Source organism: Taibaiella sp. KBW10, from assembly GCF_003852495.1.
Taxonomy (GTDB): domain Bacteria; phylum Bacteroidota; class Bacteroidia; order Chitinophagales; family Chitinophagaceae; genus Edaphocola.
The window spans coordinates 245,779-271,754 of the sequence record NZ_QAJI01000005.1; the positions used below are offsets into that span (position 1 = coordinate 245,779).

20 protein-coding genes are annotated in these 25,976 nt (G+C 39.0%); 5 read left to right on the forward strand and 15 right to left on the reverse strand.

Annotated elements, in window-relative coordinates; all coding sequences use genetic code 11:
• The first annotated feature begins 18 nt into the window (after nt 1-18).
• Complete coding sequence (locus DBR32_RS11565; RefSeq protein ID WP_124636494.1) at nt 19-681, forward strand: hypothetical protein; 663 nt, start codon at nt 19-21, stop codon at nt 679-681.
• Nucleotides 682-698: 17 nt separating this feature from the next.
• Nucleotides 699-1,280, forward strand: a complete 582-nt coding sequence (locus DBR32_RS11570) for a hypothetical protein (RefSeq protein WP_124636495.1) — start codon at nt 699-701, stop codon at nt 1,278-1,280.
• Nucleotides 1,281-1,292: 12 nt separating this feature from the next.
• Here DBR32_RS11570 and DBR32_RS11575 read toward each other — a convergent pair whose 3' ends face one another.
• The 6 genes from DBR32_RS11575 to DBR32_RS11600 all read right to left on the reverse strand — a co-directional run bounded on the left by DBR32_RS11575 (nt 1,293) and on the right by DBR32_RS11600 (nt 7,400).
• Nucleotides 1,293-1,940 (reverse strand): alpha/beta fold hydrolase, encoded by a 648-nt coding sequence (locus DBR32_RS11575; RefSeq protein ID WP_124636496.1) that lies wholly within the window; start codon nt 1,938-1,940, stop codon nt 1,293-1,295.
• A gap of 31 nt (nt 1,941-1,971) precedes the next feature.
• Nucleotides 1,972-3,504, reverse strand: a complete 1,533-nt coding sequence (locus DBR32_RS11580) for an ABC transporter ATP-binding protein (RefSeq protein ID WP_124636497.1) — start codon at nt 3,502-3,504, stop codon at nt 1,972-1,974.
• Nucleotides 3,505-3,507: 3 nt separating this feature from the next.
• A complete protein-coding gene (locus DBR32_RS11585; RefSeq protein ID WP_124636498.1) occupies nt 3,508-3,933 on the reverse strand; it encodes a GNAT family N-acetyltransferase in 426 nt (141 codons plus the stop codon).
• A gap of 615 nt (nt 3,934-4,548) precedes the next feature.
• The gene (gene phaC, locus DBR32_RS11590; RefSeq protein ID WP_124636499.1) at nt 4,549-5,604 is read right to left on the reverse strand and encodes a class III poly(R)-hydroxyalkanoic acid synthase subunit PhaC; all 1,056 of its coding nucleotides are present in this window, start codon (nt 5,602-5,604) and stop codon (nt 4,549-4,551) included.
• Between the two features lie 75 nt (nt 5,605-5,679).
• The gene (locus tag DBR32_RS11595; RefSeq protein WP_124636500.1) at nt 5,680-6,336 is read right to left on the reverse strand and encodes a hypothetical protein; all 657 of its coding nucleotides are present in this window, start codon (nt 6,334-6,336) and stop codon (nt 5,680-5,682) included.
• Between the two features lie 17 nt (nt 6,337-6,353).
• Nucleotides 6,354-7,400: an agmatinase family protein gene (locus DBR32_RS11600; RefSeq protein WP_124636501.1), complete on the reverse strand. Its 1,047-nt coding sequence runs from the start codon at nt 7,398-7,400 to the stop codon at nt 6,354-6,356.
• Nucleotides 7,401-7,639: 239 nt separating this feature from the next.
• Between DBR32_RS11600 and mnmG the strand changes: the two genes are divergently transcribed.
• Nucleotides 7,640-9,517, forward strand: a complete 1,878-nt coding sequence (gene mnmG / locus DBR32_RS11605; protein WP_124636502.1) for a tRNA uridine-5-carboxymethylaminomethyl(34) synthesis enzyme MnmG — start codon at nt 7,640-7,642, stop codon at nt 9,515-9,517.
• A gap of 101 nt (nt 9,518-9,618) precedes the next feature.
• A complete protein-coding gene (locus DBR32_RS11610) occupies nt 9,619-10,575 on the forward strand; it encodes a hypothetical protein (protein ID WP_124636503.1) in 957 nt (318 codons plus the stop codon).
• A gap of 104 nt (nt 10,576-10,679) precedes the next feature.
• On the opposite strand, the gene purN is transcribed toward DBR32_RS11610, so the two are convergent.
• The 5 genes from purN to DBR32_RS11635 all read right to left on the reverse strand — a co-directional run bounded on the left by purN (nt 10,680) and on the right by DBR32_RS11635 (nt 17,663).
• Entirely contained in the window at nt 10,680-11,240 is a 561-nt protein-coding gene (gene purN, locus DBR32_RS11615) for a phosphoribosylglycinamide formyltransferase (RefSeq protein WP_124636504.1), read from the reverse strand.
• Nucleotides 11,241-11,322: 82 nt separating this feature from the next.
• Nucleotides 11,323-12,807: a peptide MFS transporter gene (locus tag DBR32_RS11620; RefSeq protein ID WP_124636505.1), complete on the reverse strand. Its 1,485-nt coding sequence runs from the start codon at nt 12,805-12,807 to the stop codon at nt 11,323-11,325.
• A 68-nt stretch (nt 12,808-12,875) separates the two neighbouring features.
• Complete coding sequence (locus tag DBR32_RS11625; RefSeq protein ID WP_124636506.1) at nt 12,876-14,615, reverse strand: peptide MFS transporter; 1,740 nt, start codon at nt 14,613-14,615, stop codon at nt 12,876-12,878.
• 83 nt (nt 14,616-14,698) lie between these two features.
• On the reverse strand, nt 14,699-16,819 hold the full coding sequence (locus tag DBR32_RS11630; protein ID WP_124636507.1) for a peptide MFS transporter: 2,121 nt from the start codon (nt 16,817-16,819) through the stop codon (nt 14,699-14,701).
• Nucleotides 16,820-16,949: 130 nt separating this feature from the next.
• Nucleotides 16,950-17,663, reverse strand: a complete 714-nt coding sequence (locus DBR32_RS11635) for a tol-pal system YbgF family protein (RefSeq protein ID WP_124636508.1) — start codon at nt 17,661-17,663, stop codon at nt 16,950-16,952.
• A gap of 163 nt (nt 17,664-17,826) precedes the next feature.
• Here DBR32_RS11635 and DBR32_RS11640 point away from each other — a divergent pair, with 163 nt between their 5' ends.
• Entirely contained in the window at nt 17,827-18,420 is a 594-nt protein-coding gene (locus tag DBR32_RS11640) for a TetR/AcrR family transcriptional regulator (RefSeq protein WP_158605973.1), read from the forward strand.
• A 68-nt stretch (nt 18,421-18,488) separates the two neighbouring features.
• Here DBR32_RS11640 and DBR32_RS11645 read toward each other — a convergent pair whose 3' ends face one another.
• From DBR32_RS11645 to DBR32_RS11660, 4 genes are all read right to left on the reverse strand, one after another.
• The gene (locus tag DBR32_RS11645) at nt 18,489-20,663 is read right to left on the reverse strand and encodes a carboxy terminal-processing peptidase (protein WP_158605974.1); all 2,175 of its coding nucleotides are present in this window, start codon (nt 20,661-20,663) and stop codon (nt 18,489-18,491) included.
• A 264-nt stretch (nt 20,664-20,927) separates the two neighbouring features.
• Complete coding sequence (gene ligA, locus DBR32_RS11650) at nt 20,928-23,033, reverse strand: NAD-dependent DNA ligase LigA (RefSeq protein ID WP_124636511.1); 2,106 nt, start codon at nt 23,031-23,033, stop codon at nt 20,928-20,930.
• A gap of 220 nt (nt 23,034-23,253) precedes the next feature.
• Nucleotides 23,254-24,246 (reverse strand): glycosyltransferase family 2 protein, encoded by a 993-nt coding sequence (locus DBR32_RS11655; protein WP_124636512.1) that lies wholly within the window; start codon nt 24,244-24,246, stop codon nt 23,254-23,256.
• A 181-nt stretch (nt 24,247-24,427) separates the two neighbouring features.
• Nucleotides 24,428-25,921, reverse strand: a complete 1,494-nt coding sequence (locus DBR32_RS11660) for a lipopolysaccharide biosynthesis protein (protein WP_124636513.1) — start codon at nt 25,919-25,921, stop codon at nt 24,428-24,430.
• Nucleotides 25,922-25,976 lie beyond the last annotated feature (55 nt).

A 25,976-nucleotide genomic window follows, 5' to 3' on the forward strand; every position in this document is an offset into this window, starting at 1 on the left:
TATTATTTTGCAGACAATATGAAAGAAAATCTGAAATATATGGCCAGGCTCACTGCTATGGCCGCAGGTACCTGGATTAAAATCAGTGGTTTTTTCGGATCGATATCCGTTATCAGTGTTTTTCTGGGCCTATTTTTTTTACTAAAAGATGGGTCTGCAGGAAGTAGCGCTCATGTAAGTGCCGCACCGGCATTGATTTTAATGTTCCTGCAAAAGCCGATTGGCTCCCTATTATGGATTTTATTACTGGTTTGTGTTTATCTGGTTATGGTTTTTTGTGGAAAATATGTGATCACCAAATTGATCAACAGGATTGTACAGGATAAGTCGGAAACCGTAATCTTACCCGTTTTGGATAAAATCATCAGCAAATCAAAAGCCTTACAACCCGAACTAATGAAACAGGGTGTGGATAAAACAATGCTTAAAGTGCAAATGATCCATCAAATAAAGGAAACGTCAGAAAACAAATGGGTAAAGCGAATCCTGACGTTTGCTTTTAAGAAAATCGCTTTAGATGATATAGACTTTAACCAGGATAAGATCCAAATTGACGAGCTTATTAAGACAAAAGTGACCCATTTACTCTATAATATAACGGAAGCGAGTAAAACCCCGTTCTGGATAATCCTCGGCTTTCAAATGATCTCCCTCTTATTTATGGCTTATTTTCCTTATTAAACAGCCCGCGATTTTGTATGATGAAAATACTATTTTCCTGTTTACTATTGTTCACTTCTATAAGTTGTCAAAGCGCCAATCAAAAAACTGTAGCTCAGTTTAAAGAAATAAATTATTCTTTAGAAAATTATTCAGCCCTTACGAAAACCTATAATGATATTGCTGAGCTGATCAGGAAAGAGACCCATGATGAGGCTATCTTAAAACAAACAGAAGCTATTCTCCTGTTAACTAAGCAAAATTTAGATTTTTTGGCCCATTTAAAAGTGTTGTTACAACAAAAAGATACTTCCGGTATGGGGACTACTGCTTCGGGAGCACTTTTAGTGGCTACACCGACTGCAACAAAATTAAAAAACAGTATCCTTAATCTATACGATACTTTCCGTCTTTGCCTGCATGAGCCAAGCCAAATAAAAAAGCTGGATTCTTTATTGCCTATGGCACTTGATATAAAAAATAATCCCGGATGGGATAAAAAGTGGTTTGATCAAATTCCCACCGTTGCCGCAATCACTTTACTCAATAAACTGGAAACAGATCATAAGCGCGCTGCAGCATTTGTATTAACTGAATTATCTAATAAGGGTAAAAAATAAACTACTCACCCTTTACGTATCCATTATTTTCAGAAGCAAGGCAGATATTTCTTCCGGCTTTTGAAAAACCAAGCTATGGCTTCCTTTTGAGATGATATAATCGGCGGCAATATTTTTTATCGGAATGATACGATCTTCTGTTCCGTGAATGTGGATAACCTTGCCTCTAACTTCCTCATTATCCCATTCCAGAATGGCATCTATTGCCCAACGGACGAATTTTGGATCGGTATCCTGTATAATACTCCGGAGCAGTACTTTATCCCTTTGCTTATCCACACCAAAAAGGCGATAGAGTATTTTATTAGGTCTATTTAATAAGAAATCAGGGAGATAACGGTGTAACTTTAGTTTTGCGAAGAAATTATACTGACGGGGCAATTCGGAAGCATATTTAGCAGAAGAGATCAGGATTATTTTTTCCGTTTCTAAAAATTTACCTATTTCTACAGCCATCATGCCACCCATAGAAAGCCCGACAATAACCGGTTTTACATCATTAATCTGCTGTGCCAACCTCCTGGCATAAGCTGCCATCGATTCTTTATAAAAAGGTTTTATCCATTTTATATGATGTACTTCATAAGCATTGAGGTCTAAATGTTGAAATACCCGTTCATCGGAGCCCAGACCACTTATAAAATATACGGCTTTTTTCATGCGAGCAGGAGTCAATAATTTAAAAAAATAATTACAAGCGAGGCGCAGCCGCCAATAATTTTTTAGTATAGGCTTCCTGAGGATGATTCAGAATATCGTGTGTATATCCCTGCTCTACAATTCTTCCTTTTTCCATAACCATTATGCGATCGCTAATTGCCTTAACTACATGTAGATCATGCGTAATGAATAAATATGTTAATCCGAATGTGATTTGTAACTGATGGAGTAATTCAAGGATTTGCGCCTGAATGTTGATATCCAGAGCTGATACCGACTCATCGCAGATGACCAACTCGGGTTGTACCGCCAGGGCGCGGGCAATACAGATACGTTGTCGCTGGCCTCCGGAAAATTCGTGTGGGTACTTATTAATAGCAGTTGCCGGCAACTGTACCTGATCCAGTAATTCCAGTACCCGGTTTTTTATTGCCTTTCCTTTAGCCAGTCCATGTACCAAAATAGGTTCTCCAATAGCATCGCCTATTTTAATTCTGGGATTTAGTGAAGCATAAGGATCCTGAAAGATAATCTGGATATTTCTTCGAAGGCCTTGCCATTCTTTTGTGGATAAATGGGTAATATCCCTGTTTTTGAAACTGATCTGTCCGTCAGTAGCAGCTTGTAGGCCCAAGATACATTTACTTAAAGTGCTTTTTCCACATCCTGATTCACCCACCAGTCCTAAAGTTTCTCCTTTGTTGATCTGGAAGCTGACCCCATCCACCGCTTTAAAATATCCTGTAGATTTTCCAAGCCAGTTTTTTTGTTCGGGATAATATACTTTTAACTGGTTTACTGTCAATATGACTTCTGTATTTGTTATGGGTATTTCTGTTCTGTGAAATTCCGGGGTGTGCATCTTTGGCACCACTTTACCTTTTTCAAGAATCAGGTAATCATCCGCTATCAGTTTGGCCAACGCCAGGTCATGGGTAATAAACAACATTGCCGTACCAAACTCTTGTTGCAGGCTTTTCATCAACTGGATTACTTCCTGTTGTACCGTCACATCCAGAGCTGTCGTCGGTTCATCAGCGATCAGTACTTCCGGATGATTACACATGGCCATTGCGATCATAACCCTTTGCTTTTGCCCTCCGGACAGCTGATGTGGATAACGTTTATATAAAACTTCCGGTTGCGGCAATTTTACTTTTTCCAGCCAGCTGATCGCGCTTTTTCTGGCAATTGCCTTACTAATATTCTGATGGCTTAAGATACTCTCCTGCAGCTGCGCACCTACCGTCATAATTGGATTTAAAGCACTCATAGGTTCCTGAAAGACCATACCTACTTTTTTACCGCGTACCTTGGTCCATTCCTGCTCACTCAGTTTATTTAAAATAAGATCTTCTTTTTCCTCCAGGATGATATAGCCGGTCTGTTGCGTATTCTTGGGTAGTAAACCCATAATGGCCAGTGAGGTCAGCGATTTGCCCGAACCAGAAGTACCAATCAGGGCTAAGGTCTTTCCTTTAGGAATACGGAATGAAATGCCTTGTAATGCGTGGAAAGGATGTGCTCCTTCAAACCGGATATGTAAGTTTTTTACCGTAAGCATAGACTAAGAAACGATTCTTTCCATTAATTTTTCAGGATGCTGTACTGCCGTAAATCCAAATTGCGCATACAAAGCGTGTGCATCGCTGGTTGCCAGACGCCAAACCCTTACATTGCTTAGACTTTCCTCCTGAAGGATGTATGCCATCAATAATTTTGAATAGCCATTACCTCTTTCCCCTTCAGCAATAAACAAATCCATCAGGTAGGCAAACTGCACATAGTCTGTTACGACTCTTGCATAACCGATTTGTTTTCCGGATGGTGCATACACACCGAAATTCAATGAGTTTGCAATGCATGTTTCCACTGCCGCCATGGTTCTGCCTTTTGCCCAATAAGCATTCGAAATAAACGAGTGGATGAAGGAACGATCCAGTTTACTTTTATCGGTGCTGATGGAAATTTGAAGGCTATTGGCGTTTGTCATGTTTGGATTCAGAAACGGTGGTTTGTTTTTCGTGAGAACAAAAGTAGCCGTTTATTTCGAAAAACAAAGCGCACCCATTTTTTGCTATTACCTGTTTTATAGTATTAGTTAATATATTTTTTTATAAAAAATTACTAACTATTATTAGGACTGTGGAAATGAGGAAAACTATACTTATCCTTTTAGGTTTTATCAGGAATGTGTGTTTATTATAGACTTATTAACATCGTTTTTATAGCCTGAAAGTATTGTCTTTACTGTATTCTGTTGTTTATACTCCACATTGTGGATAACCCTGAGCTAAGATAAGTATTTGATTTGTGGATTGGGATAACTCTCTACTTTTACCATAGTGCTGTGTACTATTCTTCTATTAAATTAATGTTATTTATATCTTAAGGTAATGTTATGAAGTTATACCTGAGTTCTTAGGGTTCTTTTAACGTAGTTATACACCTGTTTGTGTACAACTCCTTAATAAGTACCCGTATAATAGACTGATTTACGGTGGTTTAAATTATTAATTACACTTTAGAGCATCATTAATACCGGATCATATTAAAAAATAATGCGCTTCATTTGAAGCGCATTATTCATATTATAAAATATTATTATTTATTTAGTTCTTTCCATTACCCATTTGCTTACCGTTGGAGCAAGTTCTTTTTGAGATTTACTACCCACAAAGACGCCGATATGGCCACCCGGAAATGCATATTCTGTTTTATCCTTTGAGCCTATTTTATCCATAATGGCCAATGTACTGTTATTTGGGATGATCGTATCTCCGGTAGCATACACATTAAGATAAGGCACCGTCATTTTCTTTAGATCTACTTTAGTACCACCCAGGTAAAATTCATCATTAATCAACTTATTATCTTTAAATAAGTCCTTGATATATTTACGATACATTTCCCCTGCAATGGCCGGTAAATCTGCTTTCCATTTCTCCATTCTCATGAAGTTTGCCATTTTATCTTCATCATCCAGACTATCCATTACTCCTAAGTATTTAGAGATGTTCATAGATGGTTTTAACATAGAAAAGGCACTATCTATCATTTCGCCTGGTATCGTTCCTATACTATCCACCATAGTATCAATATCCAGGTATTTTGCCCATTTGTACAGCATATTCTCTCTGGAACCAAAATCAAATGGTGCTACATAAGTAGTCAGTGTTTGTAACTTTTCAGGGTAACGGCTGGCATAAATCATAGAATAGGTTCCTGCCTGGCAAATCGCCATTTTATGAATTTTAGGTACTTTATGTCTTTTTCTTAAAAAGTCTACCGCATCATTCATATACCCGTCGATATAATCTTCCATGGTCAGGTATTTATCAGCCTGGGTAGGATAACCCCAATCCATGATATATACATCTAATCCAAGGTCTACAAACTTTTTCATTAAGCTTTTATCCGGTTGCAGATCTAATACGTCGTGGCGATTCAGCATAGCAAACGATACCAGCACCGGTATCTTGCATTTAGCTGGTGCATCGCCTAAATAGTGGTATATCTTTACTTTATCTTTTTGGAAAACTAATTCTTTTGGTGTGGTGGCTACTTCTACCGTTTCCATTTTTTGTAAGGTTTCATAACCTTTATACAATTTTTCTGTGGTAGATGAAATCTCATCAAATACATTCGTGGGGTTAAAAGTCATAAAGATTGTTTTATAGGTAATACTATTTGTTTTATTAAAATAAATGTATGATTATTATTCTAATAAAACAAAATATTACCAGTCATTCTTTATTACCTTTTTGTTTTCCTTTATGTGTATTAAGGCGAAAGATTCGATGCTTTCTACATCCGGTTTTTGATCGGAGGAAAGGTCTAGTTGAAATAGTTTATTGCCTGTTACCTCAATCGTTAATATCTGGTGTCGTACAATTAACCTAAGTACTTTATCCCAGCTAAGGAAGGAAGTCTTATGATTTGGTATCGTGATACCGTCTTTTGATATCTGTACTATATTCGGTTTTGCAGCCGTATTCTCATATAAAAAAGCATACAAGATACCAAAGATACCTACTGCAGAAAAAGCGGCAGGTACATACCATGCTTTTGTAAAACAAAAGATAGAAACAGGCAAGAGCATAACTATTTCCGCAATCCTTAGTTTGGTACTATTCTTCGGGATAGTTATTTTCTTATTAAACCTGATCGTGATAAACAAAATAAGGATACCGGATACAATATATATAGCAGATACTGTTCGGTATAATATTGCCTCTGAAGACACTACAGCAGCCTTTGTTTCGCCTAATAAGGCCATGATGATAAAAGATACCGCCCCCATGATAATAAGGAGGAATGCGGCCATTAAATGAGAGAACGTAACATTACGGCTATTCACTCCTTTTGATCGTAATAAAAGCTGGAAGGTAGACATTAATAGGGTCGTTTAATTTACTGTTGGGACATTAAGATATTACACATTTTATATAATACCCTGGCGCCAACCAAAGGATCAATACAATCATGCGTATGTTCGCCGGAGCTGACCTCATTCAGATCAAAGCCGATCACTTCTCTTTTACTTTCTTTAAGCTTTTTGAATAAATAGAAAATCTGTTCTACTTCAAAACCGCCCGGAACCGGAGTACCGGTATTCGGACATAATTTAGGATCTAAACCATCTATATCAAAACTGAGGTAAACTTTTTGAGGAAGGCTATCAACGATATCAGTAACAATAGCTTTCCAGGTATCCCCTTCATACAGACGTTCTTTAATATCTTTATCAAAAAAGGTTTGTACCCTTTTGTTGTTATTGATAATACTCAACTCTTCATCACAATAATCCCGAATACCTACCTGAACCAATTTAGTTACTTCCGGTACTTCTTCTAATACATTATACATAATAGAAGCATGAGAATAAGTAAATCCTTCATAGGCGATTCTCAAATCTGCATGAGCATCTATTTGTAAGATCCCAAAATCTTTATGCTTTGTAGCCAATGCCTGAATATATCCTAAAGGCGTACTATGATCACCACCGACCATTACTACAGTTTTTCCCTTCTCTATATATTCTAGCGTCAGGTTCTTGATCCATTCTTTAAAGATATGTCCCCCTTCATTTACTTCTTTAAGCTTTTGACACAACTGGTTATTACAGTCAATCGGGGCACCTTCAGACAATGCGCTAATGATCAGTTCAGAGCAAGAACGTAGATAATCACTTTTCTTCTTAATGTTTTTATCTACCGGTAATAGATAGTATCCTTTTTTCCAGGCATCAATCCCATCTGGATCATACAGATCTATTTGTAAAGAGGCTTCCATGATTTGCTCCGGGCCTCTGGAGGTTCCGGCTCTGTAACTTACGGTTACTTCCCATGGTGCGGGAATAATAATTAAGGAAGCGTTTTCTTCAGTTGTAGGTAATCCGAAGATGTTGTTATCTTTTAATCCCACTGAGTTAGGATCAAAATTATCAAATGCTGACATTTTATTTTTATTATTTAAAATAGAACCGCAAAAGTACATATTTTATTGTTAAGCTAATATAAATAGTATTTGTTTCACGTGAAACGTTGCGTACATTTTACTACTAGTATTGTTCCACGTGAAACATCACCTGTAGAGAATATAATACCTGTAATTGTGTACCGCTTTACCACCTATAGATTTATTCATTAGGTATATAAGTATAGGATAAATATCTTTGCAGTAAATTAAAAATACAGATGTTTCCAGAATATGATGTTATAGTAGTTGGGGCAGGCCATGCCGGTTGTGAGGCTGCTGCTGCTGCTGCTAATATGGGTAGTAAGACTTTATTGGTGACCATGAATATGCAGACAATTGCACAGATGAGTTGTAATCCTGCAATGGGAGGTATTGGTAAAGGACAGATCGTAAGAGAGATAGATGCCTTAGGGGGTTATAGTGGGATCGTATCGGATAAGTCGATGATACAATTCAGAATGCTAAACAAGTCTAAAGGACCTGCTATGTGGAGCCCAAGATGCCAAAGTGATAGGCATGTATTTGCCGCCACCTGGAGAGAAATGTTAGAACAGACACCAAACCTTGATTTTTGGCAGGATATGGTAAAAGGTCTGATTGTTTCACGTGGAACAGTACAGGGAATTGTGACGGGAATGGGTCAGGAAATCAGGGGAAAGGCGGTTGTACTAACCAATGGAACCTTCCTTAACGGAATTATACATGTAGGAGAAAAGCAATTTGGTGGGGGTAGAATGGGTGAAAGTGGTGCCACGGGAATTACCGAACAATTGGTTTCTTTAGGTTTTGAAGCCAGCAGATTGAAGACCGGAACACCTCCACGGATCGATGGAAGAAGCCTGGACTACTCCAAAATGATGGTTCAGGAAGGTGATGAAGAGGTTGTCGGTTTCTCTTATAAAGAGGTGGAAAGCAAGATAAAAGCCGATCCTAAATTACAACGCAATTGCTGGATCACTTATACCAGCCAGGAAGTACATGATATATTGAAGACAGGCTTTGAAAAATCACCTATGTTTCAAGGTAGAATTCAGGGTACCGGTCCAAGATATTGTCCCAGTATCGAAGATAAAATCAATCGCTTTGCAGATAAAGACAGCCATCAGTTGTTTGTAGAACCTGAAGGTTGGAACACCGTAGAGATTTATGTGAATGGATTTAGTACCTCCCTGCCAGAAGAAGTTCAGTATAAAGCCATTCAAAAAGTGGCTGGTTTTGAAAACTGTAAATTCTTCCGTCCGGGTTATGCCATCGAATATGATTTTTTTCCACCGACACAATTGAAGTTTACCTTAGAAACCAAACTGGTTCAGAACCTCTTTTTTGCGGGACAGATCAATGGTACTACCGGATATGAAGAAGCGGCTTGCCAGGGACTCATGGCCGGAATTAATGCCAGCAGAAATGTACAGGAATTATCCCCTTTCAGTTTACAAAGAAACGAAGCCTATATCGGGGTGCTGATCGATGACCTGATCAACAAAGGAACGGATGAACCTTATCGTATGTTTACCTCCCGTGCCGAATTCCGGACATTACTCCGACAAGATAATGCCGATGTGCGTTTAACACAAAAAGGATTTGACCTTGGATTGGCCAAACAGGATCGCCTGGATGCCGTAAATACTAAAATTGAAAACGTAGCTAAAATAAAATCGATATTGGCAGATATGTCCGTTGAACCGGCTGAAATAAACGATTATTTGGAAAATAGTGGCCAAACAGCGCTAAAAGAGCGTCAAAAAGTGGTAAAATTGGTCTTAAGGCCCGACATTTCGATACATAAATTGTCTGCTAACCTTCCCCTACTCCACGAAAGTCTCAAAGCCTTCAAAAATGAGGAAATTGAGCAGGCTGAGATTTTATTGAAGTATGGAATTTATATGGAAAAGGAAAAAGAGATGGTGGACAAAATGAGGTTTATGGAAGAATTGGTAATTCCGGAAAATTTCAACTTTGATAAAGTGCAGGCGATCTCTACTGAGGCCCGCCAAAAGTTGAGTAATATAAGACCACATACTTTAGGACAGGCCAGCAGAATCTCCGGAGTAAATCCAAGTGATATCCAAATTCTCTTGGTACACATGGGGAGGTAGGTTTCATATTTTCAAAAAGGAGACGATAAGTAATATGTCCTCTTCTTTTTGAAAAATGCCATAACTATATTTATCACTAAAATTAAACCCTTGATTACTTGATGATGAAAAGATATCTTTTTTACCTTATTCTATTCCTGCTCGGTTCTTTCAGCAAAATATCTGCACAGGATAATTATACTGATTTTTCTGTAAACGGTAAATTTGGCCTGGTGAAAGTGCCACAGCTTGAAGAATACCTGAAGCCTATCTATACGGGCAAAGTTATCTTTACCGATGATTATCTTGGTTTTAAAAAAGGAAAGGAGCTGTTTTTTTATCAGAAAACCTCCGGAAAACAACTACAGTTTTTGGTAGGAGAAGATGAGTATCGCATGTATCGGTGGGGAGGTGAATTATTACATGTTGTAAAGGATGGGAAAAGTGCGCTGCTTGGCCGGAATATGAAGCTGGTTAAGACGTTCCCTTATCTTTATATAACAATAAGGTATCCTTACTGGTCGTCAAGCCTGATTGCTAAATCGAAAAATGGGTATGATATATATGATGTGGTACAATCCTATAAGCTGATACAAAGCATCAGTGCAAGTGACTACTTTTCTTCTGGTCTTAGACAGGAAGATCATACTTTTTCGAATTGCACTATTTTTTATGGCAAAGATCAGGTTATGGTTTATAATGATCAGTTTCAGTTGCTAAAAACAGTTCCCGGAAAAGTAGCTTCTATAGATGCTGTTATAGAGATTTTAAGACCCTATTTTATGATAGAATCGGATGATCCCAGTGCAATGGACCCCTCATCATCTTATGATCGTAATTGGAGTAGCGGGCAGATAGAAAATGGATATAAGATTTGTGAAAGCCCTTATCATTACCCGGATATACAGTTAAAAGTAAAAGAGCGCTTTAACGTCCGAAACGGCGAATATAGTGATGTAACCATATCTTCCAAAGAAAGTAGCGAAACGTATACATTTAAGCTGGATAAGGGGACAAAAAAAGCCTTGATACCTTTAAAATATCAGCAACTCATGGGTCTTGAAGTGCTGCAAAAATAGTAGGAATATTATCCTATAGATACATTAGTATAAGCGATTTATTCCTTATCAAAAAGGCTTTTCATTAAGAATGAAAAGCCTTTTTATATTAGTTTTATGTGCCTTTATTTCAATAGAAACTCGATTGCTTTCGGAAAATAGAAATGCTCCAAATGGTGTATTTTATGGGCCAGATCTTCCGGAGTATCGGAGGGCTCAATTTTGCAATGCGCCTGTACAATGATGTTTCCTTCATCATAATGCTCATTTACATAGTGTATCGTTATTCCGCTTTCCGGCTCCTTTTGGGCAATAACAGCATTATGCACATGCATGCCATACATACCTTTTCCACCAAAATTGGGCAATAGGGCCGGGTGAATATTAATGATCTTACCGGGATATTTTTGTACTAAAATCGCGGGTATTTTCCATAAAAAACCTGCAAGTACCAGTAAATCAGGACTATATGTATTTAGTTTATTCATAAACTCATCAGAGCTAAATGATTGCTTATCAATCATCTCTACTGGTATTTGGTATTTTTGGGCGATTTGAAGGACACCGGCTTCAGGTTTATTGCAGACGATAGCGACAGGTTTTACGGTATTTTTTCCTTCAAAATAATCGATAATCGCCTGTACATTAGAGCCTGCTCCGGAAGCAAATAAGATGATGTTTTTCATGCTGCAAAGGTATTATTATTACACACAAAAAAAGCTGTTTCTATAAGAGAAACAGCTTTTGCTTTTAAAATTCAAAAAATAGTTATTTGATACCGCCCATCAATCTTTTAATCAAAGGAGCACACAGAATCAGGATAATCCCGGCGACAATTGCATAAATGGCCAATTGGTAATAACCATCGGTATAAGAAATCAATTTTGTCATCAGGCTGGCATTTGGATCATCATTGGTCATACTTGCTCCCAACTTCCCTGCGGCAAACTGCCCGAAAGCACTGGCTAAGAACCAAAGCCCCATCATCATACCGGTTAGCTTTTTAGGCGATAATTTGGTTACCGTAGACATCCCGATGGGACCCAGACAGAGTTCCCCGATCGTTGTGATAAAGTAGCCGAAAGTAAAGATTCCTAAAGAAGTAATACCGTTTGCATCCGCAAAAAACCGGGTATAATAGAAAATATAGAAGGATGCAGATAAAAATATAAACCCTATACCGAATTTAATAATGGTATTTGGCTCTAATTTTCTTTTTGCAAGCCATAACCATAGCAGGCCGATTAGCGGGCTTAATACGATTACAAACAGTGAATTTGAGCTATTGTTGATGATATTGGGATCAATATCGAAGAAAAGCAGGTGATGGCTTAAGTTTTTCTCTGCAAATAAAGAGAGTGAACCGCCACTCTGCTCAAATATAGCATTGAATAGGAAGTAGAAAAATATAAATACAAATGCGGCCAATAACTTTAACTGGAAAGAACGCTCTTTAACCTTATAGGTTTCATACAAGAAGTAGATTACTGCAACCGGAGCAATAGTGTACATAAAATAGTCTGTATAATCGGTATTTTGGACCATTATCAAGATAAGTGGTATAAAGACTAAAGCAGAAAGATAGACCAATATTTCCCTGGTCCTTCTTTTCGAAACAGGTAAGGCCATTAAGGGAGAATCTCCGATTGGCCCCAGGTTTTTCTTCGTTACCGCAAAAGTGATTAATCCAATCACCATAACCACTGCCGCAACCCCAAATGCAGCGCTCCAGGATACGTATTTGCCCAAATAAACACAAATGGCACCACCAAGTAAGGCCCCTACATTTATACCTGAATAAAACATCCCAAAACCGGCATCCCTGCGGGGATCATTTTCTTTATACAAATCCCCCACCATAGAAGATATATTGGGTTTAAAGAATCCGGTACCAATAATTGATAAAGTAATCCCGATATAAAACAGGTCATGTGGAGAAATCGCAATAATCACATTACCGATGATCATAAAAAGACCACCAAAAAACAAAGACTTCTTAAACCCCAGGATTTTATCGGCAAAAATACCCCCAAGGAAGGTAAAAGCATATACGAAGGCCTGAATGGCTCCGTATTTAAGATTGGCTTCACTACCGATAATGCCGAGCTGACCCACCATAAATATGGTCAGAATACCCCGCATACCATAAAAGCAGAAACGTTCCCACATTTCTACCATAAATAAACTCCATAATTGTTTAGGATACTTGCCTTCGAAATTTTGAATTTGATCTATTGTCAGATTTTCGCTCATGAAACTTGTGTTTAAATAAAAAGTCCCTAATGTATATTAGGGACTCTAAAAGTATGTTATTTTTTTAATTATTTGATGCCATGCATCATTCTTTTTAAGAATGGCGACAGAATGGCTAATATAACAGCAGCAATACCACAAAGCACCACAAACACCATAAAGAACTCATATAAATTATGGATTTGGAAGCCGGCAAACTGGCTGTAAGTAGTGTTGATCTGCGCTTCTTTGAATAAAGTCAGTTGCTCTGCCGTCAAGGTTATTTTTTTATCCAATATATCTTGCAGGTTGAAGCCCATTTCCTGTGCTTTTTTAAACTTATCACCTGTAGAAGGTAATATAGAACCCAAAGTACCTGCTAAGGCATAACCCGCCGCATTGGAGATAAAGAATACCCCATATAGTAAAGAAGAGAAACGCTTAGGAGCCAATTTTCCTACCAGAGAAAGACCGATGGGCGACAAACATAATTCACCACAAGTCTGGATAAAATAAAGCAGGATCAACCATTTAATGGCCAATAAACCGGAATTACCCAGATCTTTTACATTGTGCGCAATGATAAAATAGCTCAACGCGATCAATAATAAACCAATGGCTTGTTTCATCGGCGATACCGGTTCTTTTCCTTTTGATCTTAAACGATCCCACATCATGCTAAACGGAACAGCAAGAATAACTACGAATAAACCATTAAAGATCTGCACCATAGATGCAGGCATTTCCCAGCCAAACAAAAAGTTACGGTCTGTTTGATTAGAGGCGATAAAGGTTAAAGAAGATCCCGCCTGTTCGAAGGCAGCCCAGAAAAAGATAATAAAGAAGGAGACAATATAGATTACCAATATCCTTTGTATTTCTACTTTGGTAAGGGCCTTATCCATCAGGATCAAAGTCGCCAAAGAGATACCTGCAGCATAGATAATAGGATAAATGATCCCTTTTACGAGCGTGCCTATCGCGAAATTGCTGAAGAAAAATTCATCCACATGTAAATAACGGAACACAAAAAATAACACTACAAATAAAAGGCCAACAAAAGCTAAGCTTGTAGGAGCGAATTTGGCTACTTCTTCTGCAGCACCATCTGCCGCTCTTGCTTTAGATTTTGAAGGTAGATCTCCGATTGGGTGTCCATCAGGGCCTACTACATATTTATTTTTAAGCACGAAGAAGATTAAAGTACCCAGTATCATTGCGATACCGGCAGCCAGATAAGCCCAGCGGAAGGCATGTACATCCTGAACGCCGTTCACTTTTACATCTCCGATGATCGGACATAACCATTGACTGAATAAAGCACCAAGGTTGATACCCATATAGAATATGGTAAATGCAGAGTCTAATTTTGATTTTTCGTGAGCGGGATAGAGGCTGCCCACCATAGAGGAGATATTTGGTTTGAAGAAACCGTTACCAAAAATAATGACGGTAAGCCCCAGCCAAAACCATACTTTAGATAATTCCAGATTCCCTTCAAAGGTATTGGCACTGTAAAATAATAAAAACTGACCGATGGCCATCATGGAGCCACCCAGCATGATACAATTCCGATTGCCCAGAAATTTATCAGAAATAAAACCACCTAATAATGGGGTAAGGTAACAAAGCGCTAAAAATCCGCCATAAATAATAGAAGCATCAGATTCACCTAAACGCAGGGCATTCACCATGAAAAGGGTGAGTACCGCCCGCATTCCGTAGAAGTTGAACCGTTCCCACATTTCTGTTCCGAATAATACCCATAAACCCTTTGGATGACCTTTGGAAGGTGCCTTACCTTCAATAACTGTTGTGGTTTGAGACATTGTTATGTTGTTATTAATTTTTAATTCAGCGTGAAAGTTAGATATTTTTTTCTTCTGTTGTTAATTTTTATACAAAATCACCCTTATTTTACCCCATGCATCAACTTCTTGATAACCGGATTCAGCAAAATAAGCAAGATGCCGGCAGCCGTAGGTACAAAGGTGAAAATAAGGAAGAAGGTACTCATATCATACTTAGAGGTTACTTCTTCAATCATACCGCCCAAGGAACCTGCCAGTTTATTACCGATGGCGATAGCAAGATACCACATACCAAACATAAAAGCGATCATCTTGCCGGGAACAAGCTTACTTACATAGCTTAAACCCACCGGTTGGATGCAGAGCTCGCCAAGTGTATGGAACAGATAGGCCACAATTAACCAGATCATGCTTACGCGTACTATACCCGGTTCTGCTCCCTGAGGAATCGCTTTGGCACCATAGGCCAGAACGGCAAACCCAATGGCCGTAATGATCAATCCCAAACCAAATTTCACCGGGGCACTCGGATTAAATTTACTTTCCCATACTTTAGACACTAAAGAGGCAAAGACAATAATAAAGAAGGAGTTCAGGATACTGAACCAGGAAGCAGTGATCTCCACCTGGCTATCTTTGATTTGAGAAATCGTACCGGAGGTAATGGTAGACGGTTTATCATGCCCCTTGTATTGCTGCTCTATTTTTGCCTTTTGCTCAGGACTCAGGTAAACAGGCTTCCCCGCTTCTTCATGTAAAGTAATCTTATCCCCTACTTTTAAGACATCCAAGGTCGAAAAAGCTTCTTTCTTTTGTTCTACAATCCCTTCTTTTTTCAGGATCGAAGCCTCCGATACCGGTGTATATTCATAAATGATCTTTCCGGTTTTATCTTTAGCAACATTTCCCTCTTTATCTATACTGGGCGACTTGACCACCTCGTAGCTTACCTCGTAAGCATGACTGGAAATATCTCTGTTCAGCATCCAGATCACCAATCCCCATACCCCCACAAAGGCCAGGCCGAGGAAAATGTTAGAAAGGGATATCTTTTTAAAGGTTTGCTTAAACAATTTAAACAATACCCAGGTGATGATAACTAATGGGCCAACCGTAAGTAAGGTGTTGACGACGATATAGGCCGTAGCGGCAGAACCTTCAAAAGTCCTGTTGGTAAAATCTCTGGCGAAAATAACCAAAGAGGTCGCGCCTTGCTCAAAGGAAAGCACAAAAAATACCGTAAAGAATACAAAGAGTATGACGGCAAACATGCGGTCTCTCAGTACATAATCATACCTTAAGATACGGGAAACGACCAGAACCAGAAACAGGATTAACCCCAGGATGATAATGACCGTTGGGCCAGAAAGAATATCTTTAGAGAGGAGAAAGGCTTGTGGTAATAAATGTACATTGCCGATTTTTGACAAGGGATCATTCAATAAATATAACAAACCGATAATAGAAGTAATAACAATCAATACTTTATCAAATATCGTAAATGGATTGGCTTTATATTCCTGTTTTTCTGCGGGAACATTAAGGTCTTCTGCTTTTTTGGGCTCCGGCTTATCGCCTATTTTGCCAAAGAGCGGCTTGGCCATCGCAAACTGAAGGCAGCCTAAAAGCATAAAGATACCGGCGAGGCCGAATCCCCAGCTCCAGCCTATTTTTTCGGCCAGATAACCACAAAGCATCATACCAAAAAATGCACCGGCATTTACACCCATGTAGAAGATGGTATAAGCGCCATCCTTTTTCTCGGGCAGGTCTTTATACATCTGGGCAATAATGGAAGTGATATTCGGTTTAAAGAAGCCGGTGCCGATAACCAATAGCGCTAAACCGGCATAGAGAGAAAACTCCGTCTCAAGTGCCATAGAGGCATGGCCTAAAGTCATAATAATACAACCGACAATAACGGCCCGGTTATAGCCTAGGTATTTATCGGCGATGATGCCCCCGATAATAGGGGTTAAATATAACAAACCGGCATATGTACCAAACAAGGCACCTGAATTTTCAGAAGTCCAGGCCCAACCGGGATTCGATCCGATGGCGGCCATGGTTAAAAAATTAATCAGTAAAACCCGCATTCCGTAAAACGAAAAACGTTCCCACATTTCGGTAAAAAATAATACGAATAATCCGGAGGGGTGACCCAGTACCTTACTTTTAAAAAAATCGGTGTTGCCCGACTGGCCGTTCATTGCTGTTTGCATATGGTTATTTATCTAAAAACAGGCTGTAAGATAGCCATTTTTATGTTTTCTTGTATCTTGAAGAAGCGGGATATACATAAAAAAGCCCTTAAGAAATGTACTTAAGGGCTTTGCAATATTGTTGTTTGAATTAATCGATGCTTAATTCACCTAAACGCGCCAGGTATTTATCTATATCGCGGGCTTGTAAGGTATTTGGGTATTTATCTTTAATGTCTTTATAAAATTTCTTAGCCTCATCTGTTTTACCTGCTTTTTCGCTGGCCAAACCGGCACGGAAGCTGTACAAGGCAGAAGTATACTGATCATTTTCGTTACTAGCTGCTTTTTTATAGTTTTCGATAGCTTTATCTACTTTACCGGCATCCATATAAGCATCTCCTAAGGCACCATAAGCCAGGTTACCGATTACAGTACCTTCTCCGTTAAATTCACTTAAGTATTTAATGGCGTTATTGGCATCTTTAGATTTCAGGTAACTCATGCCCACATAGTATTGCGCTAAGTTAGCTGCCTTTGTTCCGCTGTTTTTCTTAATTACTGCAGGACCGCTTGGATGTTGGCCATCACCGTTAATAACGTATTTTAAAGAATCCGCTTCAAACCATTTTTGAACGTAAGAGAGATCTTTATATGCTTTTTCTTCGCCGGGAGCCTGTATTAAATACTTGTATCCAAAATAACCTCCTACGAGTATTAAGGCGGCTACAACTACTCCAATAATTCCTTTTTGATTTTTCTCAAAAGAATTCTGAATTGAATAAGCAACATCTGTTGCTTTTCCTTTTGTTTCGTTTTCTCCAAAAACTTCTACACCGGGTTTATTTCTTGACGTTTGGGCCATTATGTTCGAATATATTTTTTAAGTGGGGCAAATTTAAATTAAATTTATATAATTATCAAATGTATCGATTATTAAATAACGACATGATCAATAATTATATTTAGGTTAAAAATAAGCGTAAAATCTTAAAACCATGTTTCCATATCGACAAANNTTTGTCGATATGGAAACATGGTCTGATTTTGAAAGCACAAAACAACAGATTGTTTTAGCGGCAAAATCTGTTTTTGTAAAGTATGGATATAATAAAGTCTCAATGGACGATATTGCTAAAGCTTTTGGCAAAAGCCGCAGTACTTTATACCATTACTTTAAAAACAAAAAGGACATTTTTGAACTGATTGCTTTTGCCGAATTCAGAAATATTTTATGTTTAGCAGAAAAACAGGTTACGGAGGATAAAACAATACAGGAAAACCTGATTGCTTACTATGGTAAGAAAGCAGATACTTCCAATAAATTAATACAAGCATACAGTTCTATCATAGAAGAGATCAGGGCGCATGATGATGTTTTTTTCAAAATATCGAAAATGCAGGTGGAAGAGGAAGCGAATGTGCTTAAAATAATTTTAAGCTGGGCAATGGAAAAAAAGCAGATTGCCAGCCGCAAGGATCGTGATATTGATTTTATTGCGCATGTACTGGTTACAGCCCTTAGAAGTTTTGAGCAAGAAGTTTTTACACAAAAGAAATACAGTACTTATAAAGCGAAGCTCTCCATTTTGGTAGATATTCTTTGCAAAGGCTTACAATAAACAGTCATATAGAAAAAGGTCCGCCGGCATTTTGCCGGCGGACCTTTTTCTATGGAAATCTTTTATATCTATTTAGTTGGCTTCAGTGCGACAACTTTGATCCACTCATTTAAAACATTAACTGTCTCATTTAAGTAAGCATCTTTTTTAAGCGCATCCAACCATTTTTTGTTTTTCTCTTTTGCACTGGTATCAATCGTTACTCTTGACAAATCTGATTTCAGGTTTACAATGCTCAACTTGGTTTTTGCACTGTCAATCTGATCCAGTTTCTTGCTGATGGCTTCCCCTTCTGCTTGTTTGGCCAGGTATTTTGTCTCATTTAAAGGATACACATTATGGTCTTGTTGTGCTTTTAAACGAGCGCTGGTTTGTTTAACTATATTGAAGGTTTCATTGTTACCGATTCTTTGTTTACTTCCAGAGATCAGCGCCGGCAAATTAGGAATACTGTTTGTTTTACTATAGTCTGCTTGTTTAATTTTATCCCAAGGCAGGGCAGATGGGTTTTTGCGTTCCCCGATATCATCCAGGCTTTCATACACATCTGGTAAAAGAATATCCGGCGTAACCCCTTTTAATTGTGTAGAACCTCCGTTAATGCGGTAGAACTTCTGTATCGTTAATTTTAAAGAACCAATACCCTCAAACTTGGCGTCACCATTTTTAGCAGCAATCCAGGAGTCAATAATGCTTTTGCGGGCTTCCGGAGAAACAAAAGGATCTAAAGGAACCAGTTTTTGTACGGTACCTTTTCCAAAAGTATTCGCACCGATAATTACAGCTCTGCCATAATCCTGCATTGCTGCAGCTAATATCTCGGATGCTGAGGCAGATCCACCATTCACCATAATCGCTAAAGGACCGGTATAAATGGGTTGCGGCTGATCACTTGGTAAAGTCATCACATTATCACCCCTTCCCCTTACTTGCACCACAGGGCCTGTTCCTACAAAAATTCCGGCCATATCTACCACATCACTCAAAGAACCGCCACCATTATTTCTAAGGTCTAATACGATGCCTTCCACACCTTCTTCTTTAAGCTTAAGGACTTCTTTTTCTACGTCTTTACCGCTGGTACGATCACCGTTTCCGGTGAAGTTGGTATAAAACTCGGGCAAGTATATATATCCGATACGTTTACCATTATTTTCTATCACAGAAGATTTAGCATAAGTATCTTCCATCTCTACTTTACCACGAGTGATGGGAATGACTTGTTGCGTACCATCTTCATGTTTTACATGCAGTTTTACCACGCTACCCGATTTTCCCCTGATGAGTTTTACCACATCTTCTATTTCGTAACCTTCAATATCTACAGGGTGCTTATCTTCTCCTTCTACTTTTTCGATCACATCACCATTCTTTAATTGTCCCTGGCGCCAGCTTGGACTTCCGGTAATGATCATTTGTACTTTTATCTTGCCATCGTCCTGGGCTTGTAATTGCGCACCGATACCGATAAAGTTTCCCGACATCGCTTCATCAAAGCGTTTTCTGTCTTCGGGAGGGAAGAAGTCAGAGTGCGGATCTTCTGCGTTAGTCACGCCATTCATATATAAGGAGAACCGATCGTTTTCATTTAGTTTTTTCAACCGTTTGAAATAACGATCCTGCATTTTGCTTACCGATTCGCGTGCTTCTATTTCCAGTGCAACTGTTGTTTTGGGTGTATAACCGGCAGAATCTTTGGCTTTTTTATCTTCTGCTTTCTTAAGATCAGTATACTTTGCCAAGGCACGATATTTCAACATTTTTGTCCAGCGTTCTTTCAGCTCCGCCGAACTAGTTGCAAAAGCCAATTTCTCACCATCCAACTGGATGCTGTCATTCTCATTAAAGTTGAAAGGCTTTGCCAAAATCGGCTTATAAAACTGCTCCGCTTCTGTAATCCTGTTTACGAAAATCGTGTTTACTTCATTAAAGAAGTCCGTTCTGTTGTCTTTGATCTGGTCATCGATCAGGAACTGGCTTTTCTTTAATTGATCGTAATCTGCTTTCAGCAGGAATTTTTTATCATAGTCCAATCCATCTACTACTTTATCAAATACTTTTTTGGAAAAACTATCATTAACATCGCGGGGAGCATAGTGACCTTCTCCCATGATGGCCATTACTGTTTGTTGTATAATCGCATTTTGACCCTGCGGTTGTGCATTGGCATTAATATATCGGAACGATAAGAAGGCAAGCAATCCTCCACACACAACGGAAGGGATAAGAATTTTGTTTTTCATAAATTGTAACATACGCGGCTATATGAAGCTATACTAGACTTTTTAAAGGTAAATATTTGTTTTTATATAATAAAAACGGTACACAAATGTAAAGTAAAAATGAGTTAATAAAACTACAAAACATTTAGCTTTCCGTATTATTAACGTTCGCTTTGCGAAAAGAATATGAATTAATTAAATATTTAAGATAGAAATAAAAACACCCGGATCAAGCTGATCGGAGCTGCAGATAAAATACTACCGGTTAACCATCGATCAATATGGCTAAGCAATTGTATGGATCAGGTCACTAAATTCTGCTTCCGTAAGTACAATAACGGTATTGAGCTTTTTGGCTTTTTCCAGTTTAGAGCCGGCATCGGCACCCACGATTAAATAATTGAGTTTACTGCTGACCCCACTTAGTAATTTTCCCCCTTTTGCTTCTACCATGGCTTCTGCCTCACTGCGCTTAAACTGGCTTAGGGTACCGGTAAACAAAAATGTTTTCCCATTTAAAGCACCCGCACTGGTATCGGTAGCCTGATGTTTATTTTCGACATTTACGCCCAAGGCGCCTAAGTGTTCGATAAGGCGAATATTATCTTCGTTACGGAAAAATTGCACTACAGCACTGGCCACTTTGGGACCGATATCTTCTAAAGTACATAGACGGGCTTCATCCCAGGTTATAAAATCCAACAAATGTGTTACGGATTTGGCCAGGGTTTTGGCCGTCGTTTCTCCGACAAACCGAATGCCCAAACCATAAACCAGACGGTAAAGGGGCTGTGTTTTACTCTTTTCAATGGCGGCTTTAAGGTTTTCAATTGATTTGGCTCCGAATTTATCCAGTTGTGCAATTGCATCAAAATCGAGCTGATAAATACCTTCAACCGATTTTATAAATCCTAATTCGTAAAAGCGATTGATATTGGCATCGCCCAGATTGCGGATATCCATGGCATCCTTACTGGCAAAATGGATAAGTCGCTCCACTACCTGCGCGGCACAATTGATATTGACACAACGCCAGGCAGCTTCTCCTTCCGCTTTAAACAAGGCATCATCACATACGGGGCAATGACTGGGAAATACGATTGCGGTTTCGCTGCCGTCCCGTAGTTCGGCTAAAGGCTTAACGATATAAGGAATCACATCGCCGGCACGCTCTACCAAAACGGTATCCCCGATCCGCAGGTCTTTTTCGCGAATCACATCTTCATTAAATAAGGAGACGGAACTTACCGTAACCCCACCAATAGGCACGGGTTGTATTTTGGCCACGGGCCCGATATTGCCGGTACGGCCCACCTGGTATTCTACTTTTAGCAGTTTACTGGTTGCCTGCCGAGCTTTAAATTTATAAGCAATGGCCCATCTTGGGTGATGGGAAGTTTGCCCCATCGTTTCCTGATCGGCCAATTGGTTTACTTTAACCACCATACCGTCAATTTCGAAAGGAAGCTCATCCCGTTTTGCTTCATAAGCATCACAATAGGCGATGACCTCGTCAATGGAACTGGTGCGCAACATATCGCCGGTTGGGGTGGCAAAACCCATACTGTCCAGCCATTTTAAGGTGTCATAATGCGATTGTAATACACGATTGTCTTCGGCATTGTTTATATTTGTATGATAACTGATGTTATATAACACGGCATGCAATCCACGCTTGGCCACTTCGGCTGCATCTAACATGCGTAAAGAGCCGGAGGCGGCATTCCTGGGATTGGCCAGAATAGACAAGCCTTCTGCAATCCGCTTTTCATTAAATGCTTTGAACGTGTCTTTTCTGATAATTACTTCGCCTCTGATCTCCAGGCTGGCCACATTTTTTTCTGATAATTTTGCCGAAAGCGGAATCGATTTTATTTGTTTCGAATTGTTGGTAATGTCTTCTCCCTGTATGCCATCGCCACGGGTAGCTGCTCTTTCTAAATGATCCTCTTCATAATAGACCGAGATGCCGGCGCCATCATATTTGGGTTCTACAGTATATTCGATCACTTCCTTTTTGGCAAATACCTTACACTTTCTGTCCCATTCTCTGAGGTCATCGGCATTATAAGAATTTTCCAGGCTGAGCATCGGTACATAGTGCAGTACCGTATTAAAACTGGTGCTGATGCCTTTGGCAACCCTTTGGGTCGGAGAGTCTGCGCGTACCAGTTCCGGATAGCTCGCTTCAACCTGCTTCAACATGCGAAACAGTTTATCATACTCTACATCGGCCAATATGGGATTGTCCTGTACATAATATTTCCAGTCCAGGTAATTCAACACTTTTTTCAGGGCATCGATAGCCGAAGGGTCTACTTCTGCCTCATTTTGTTGCAATAATTCTTGCGCGATCTGGTTGATCTGTATTTCTTCTTCTGTAGTGTACATGCTGGGATAAATGTGGTACAAATCTAGGTAAAAGTGACCGGGATTCTTAAAAGGACAAGACAAATATTGTACTTTCCGTTCCGGAAACGGTATTACAATAGCCTCGCTAAGCGGCTTGGCCTTTTATTGCCGGATTCTTATCATTTGACATTCTTTTTAAAGAGATGTGCAGCGCGGATAAATAGTTGACCCTTTATATGCGGGCCATAGGTATGCGAGGTTATAAAACTTTATAAAAATGGGGTTTATTCTTTATGATTATGGGTACAAAGCGCCATATCTGCAATACATTAGCCGAAAACCCGGGAAAATGACGGAGCTGATTTTTGAAGGAAAAAAGCGAATGGAATATACCCATAACTAAATAGAAAGGAATGGTGAATGTATATGCCGATAAGATCAATAAAAACCAGCCCAGTCCAAACTCTTTACGGATACGAACCAAATTGGATACCATAATTTGTAATCCTTTACGATCATATAAGGTATAGTAGCTGTTACTCTCTCCTCCAAATGCCTCTGTCGACAATGCGCCTACCATATGCGTAATCTTATAAGCTCCGTAAATACATAATTTGCCTTCTTTTTTTAAACGGGCGCACCATTCCGCTTCTTCCGCATACAGGAAAAAATCTTCATCGAATCCATGTGTTTTATCAATGCTTGTCTTTTTTACCATCAGGAAGGCACCGTTGATCCAGTCTACTTCTACGATGCTGGAGGGGGTATCGTTATGTGGTTTTTTAACACCAGCCAGTGTTGCAACCGACTTTAATATATTGCCCAGGTAAGGCAAAGGTAACAGATAGTTTAGGCCTCCTTTCATCGCATAATTACCGGATATCTGAAAGCTGCCATCTTCATGTTGTAATTGTATTCCGCAGGCTGCGTATTCCGATTGCATAAATGTTTTGTAGCTGTCGCCGATTGCATTATCAAAGGCAACACAATCCGGGTTCAGTAAAAGCGCTGCATCTCCTTTCATTAAAGAAAATGCTTTATTGTTAGCTCTGCCAAATCCACTGTTATATCCCATGTCTACCCATTGAATATGCTCCATGAGCGGCTCTAACATTTGCCGGGTCTGCGTATCTTGTGCATTGTCCACAACAATAATCTCGTAAGAAATGTCTTTTGTGTACTGTATGACACTTTCAATACAGGTTTTCAATACTTCTTTACCGAAGTAATTTACAATGATGATAGAAAGCATTTAGATCGTCAACAGTCTTTTTTAGTGATAAATAACAGGGCATTTTTTCCGGATACCGCAACATTAGAAAATGAAAGGCAACAGGGGGCAGGATAAAAGTAAGGCCTTTTATAAAAAAACCGGCAAAAACATTTAGAAATAACCGAAATGTGGCTGCAAAATGCAATTAAATTCAGCGCGGTTATGATCTGCTTAAGCGTTGTTTCGCAATAGCATATAGACCATTGATATCGCTTGAGATTTTGAATCTGTAGATCAAAAAAAGATATAGCGATGAAAACACGAGGCCCTTTATGAAAATATCTGCAAAAACATTGCCCGAGGCGGGGATATAATACGTTATGGCTGTGGTAACGATGCCCATACCCATCACAATGAAGGTTTTATAAGTGTAGGGTTGTATGTGAAAATATTTCCAAATGACCAGCGATCGCAAAAAGCAAAACAGGATCAGTACGATGGCCTGGCCAACTGCAGCACCCAGCAAAGGATCCCATTTAATAAACCATATATTAATCGGGATAGATAACAACACAATACCGCTTGATACGAAGAAATCCGTTCTCCAGTATTTAGAAAGGCTCAATAGGCTATCGTTCATCCCCATAGATAATTCTATTAGTTTTGCACTACCGGCAATCAGAAAAATATTAACGATGGGATGAAAGTCTTTTCCTTTACTGAAGTACACAATATTTTCAATATTAGGATATATAAGACCAAAAATAAAGAAGCCGACGATGAGCAGGTTAAGTGAGGCGTTTTGTTGCATACGGCCTACCTTATGCAGATCGTTATGTAAAAAAGCCTCAGAATAAGTGGCAATACCAATACCCCGCATTCCCCTTAAGGGAACCTCCAGCATAGAGACCATAAAGGTCGCAATCGTATATATCCCTACATCGTATAATCCTCGTTCGCTGATGCCGGCAATAAGAATCCCGTTCAACGCGAAGGGAAGTACCGCAATGACGCCTCCTGAAAAATGGAAAAGAGAGAAGCTGATTACTTTACGGTATATCTTTTTGGTAAGGTTGCTTATCCGAAAATTAAGTTTAATCCCCTTATTGTACGTCACCAATATGAGCATAATAATAAGAGAAGGAATATACATAAAGGCAAACAGCAGGAAAAAGGTGTCAATACTGATGTAATTAAAAATATACAGCAGAATCGCGATGGTCTGCACAATCCGAAATCCGAGTTCTTTCACAAGGTTAGAAACCGTTGTGCGTTTCAACATAAAAGCAAAACCCTCGAACTGATTCATCAATACCATTGACACCGTAAGCGGAATAATGAGGTAGAAATGCTTTACAAATAAAGGCGATTTTTTACCGAACTTAAGTACGATAAGGTCCTTAAAGATCAAACATCCGGCAATGAGACAGATACAGCCCAGAATACCTACAATCGTAATCAAAAAAGGAAGATCATTTTTATCTCTTCCCAAGCGGGCGTGGTATAATGGGAAAAACTTGTATAAGGCAGTTACAGATCCGAAAGTAGCCAGAACCGCAAATAAAACATAAAAATCACGAAATACTCCCGTAAGGCCATATTGCTCGGTCGACAGGTATTTGGCATATAATAAGAGCGTATTGAGTGCACCGATAATAAAGCCAATAAAAATAAAAATAAAAGAATAGATACTTTGCTTTCTTACGGCACCCATTTTTGGTATAGGATTTATTAATACAGGGATATAAACAAGGGATAAAAGTACTATT

What these genes read in the sequence shown, in the direction of transcription:
- ligA (WP_124636511.1), bottom strand. Translation starts at nt 23,033, where the DNA reads ATGTACACTACAGAAGAAGAAATACAGATCAACCAGATCGCGCAAGAA.
- DBR32_RS11635 (WP_124636508.1), bottom strand. Translation starts at nt 17,663, where the DNA reads ATGGCCCAAACGTCAAGAAATAAACCCGGTGTAGAAGTTTTTGGAGAA.
- DBR32_RS11620 (WP_124636505.1), bottom strand. Translation starts at nt 12,807, where the DNA reads ATGAGCGAAAATCTGACAATAGATCAAATTCAAAATTTCGAAGGCAAG.
- DBR32_RS11580 (WP_124636497.1), bottom strand. Translation starts at nt 3,504, where the DNA reads ATGCTTACGGTAAAAAACTTACATATCCGGTTTGAAGGAGCACATCCT.
- DBR32_RS11645 (WP_158605974.1), bottom strand. Translation starts at nt 20,663, where the DNA reads ATGAAAAACAAAATTCTTATCCCTTCCGTTGTGTGTGGAGGATTGCTT.
- DBR32_RS11570 (WP_124636495.1), top strand. Translation starts at nt 699, where the DNA reads ATGATGAAAATACTATTTTCCTGTTTACTATTGTTCACTTCTATAAGT.
- DBR32_RS11565 (WP_124636494.1), top strand. Translation starts at nt 19, where the DNA reads ATGAAAGAAAATCTGAAATATATGGCCAGGCTCACTGCTATGGCCGCA.
- DBR32_RS11630 (WP_124636507.1), bottom strand. Translation starts at nt 16,819, where the DNA reads ATGCAAACAGCAATGAACGGCCAGTCGGGCAACACCGATTTTTTTAAA.
- DBR32_RS11655 (WP_124636512.1), bottom strand. Translation starts at nt 24,246, where the DNA reads ATGCTTTCTATCATCATTGTAAATTACTTCGGTAAAGAAGTATTGAAA.
- DBR32_RS11640 (WP_158605973.1), top strand. Translation starts at nt 17,827, where the DNA reads ATGGAAACATGGTCTGATTTTGAAAGCACAAAACAACAGATTGTTTTA.
- DBR32_RS11625 (WP_124636506.1), bottom strand. Translation starts at nt 14,615, where the DNA reads ATGTCTCAAACCACAACAGTTATTGAAGGTAAGGCACCTTCCAAAGGT.
- phaC (WP_124636499.1), bottom strand. Translation starts at nt 5,604, where the DNA reads ATGACTTTTAACCCCACGAATGTATTTGATGAGATTTCATCTACCACA.
- purN (WP_124636504.1), bottom strand. Translation starts at nt 11,240, where the DNA reads ATGAAAAACATCATCTTATTTGCTTCCGGAGCAGGCTCTAATGTACAG.
- DBR32_RS11660 (WP_124636513.1), bottom strand. Translation starts at nt 25,921, where the DNA reads ATGGGTGCCGTAAGAAAGCAAAGTATCTATTCTTTTATTTTTATTTTT.
- DBR32_RS11595 (WP_124636500.1), bottom strand. Translation starts at nt 6,336, where the DNA reads ATGTCTACCTTCCAGCTTTTATTACGATCAAAAGGAGTGAATAGCCGT.
- DBR32_RS11610 (WP_124636503.1), top strand. Translation starts at nt 9,619, where the DNA reads ATGATGAAAAGATATCTTTTTTACCTTATTCTATTCCTGCTCGGTTCT.
- DBR32_RS11585 (WP_124636498.1), bottom strand. Translation starts at nt 3,933, where the DNA reads ATGACAAACGCCAATAGCCTTCAAATTTCCATCAGCACCGATAAAAGT.
- DBR32_RS11575 (WP_124636496.1), bottom strand. Translation starts at nt 1,940, where the DNA reads ATGAAAAAAGCCGTATATTTTATAAGTGGTCTGGGCTCCGATGAACGG.
- DBR32_RS11600 (WP_124636501.1), bottom strand. Translation starts at nt 7,400, where the DNA reads ATGTCAGCATTTGATAATTTTGATCCTAACTCAGTGGGATTAAAAGAT.
- mnmG (WP_124636502.1), top strand. Translation starts at nt 7,640, where the DNA reads ATGTTTCCAGAATATGATGTTATAGTAGTTGGGGCAGGCCATGCCGGT.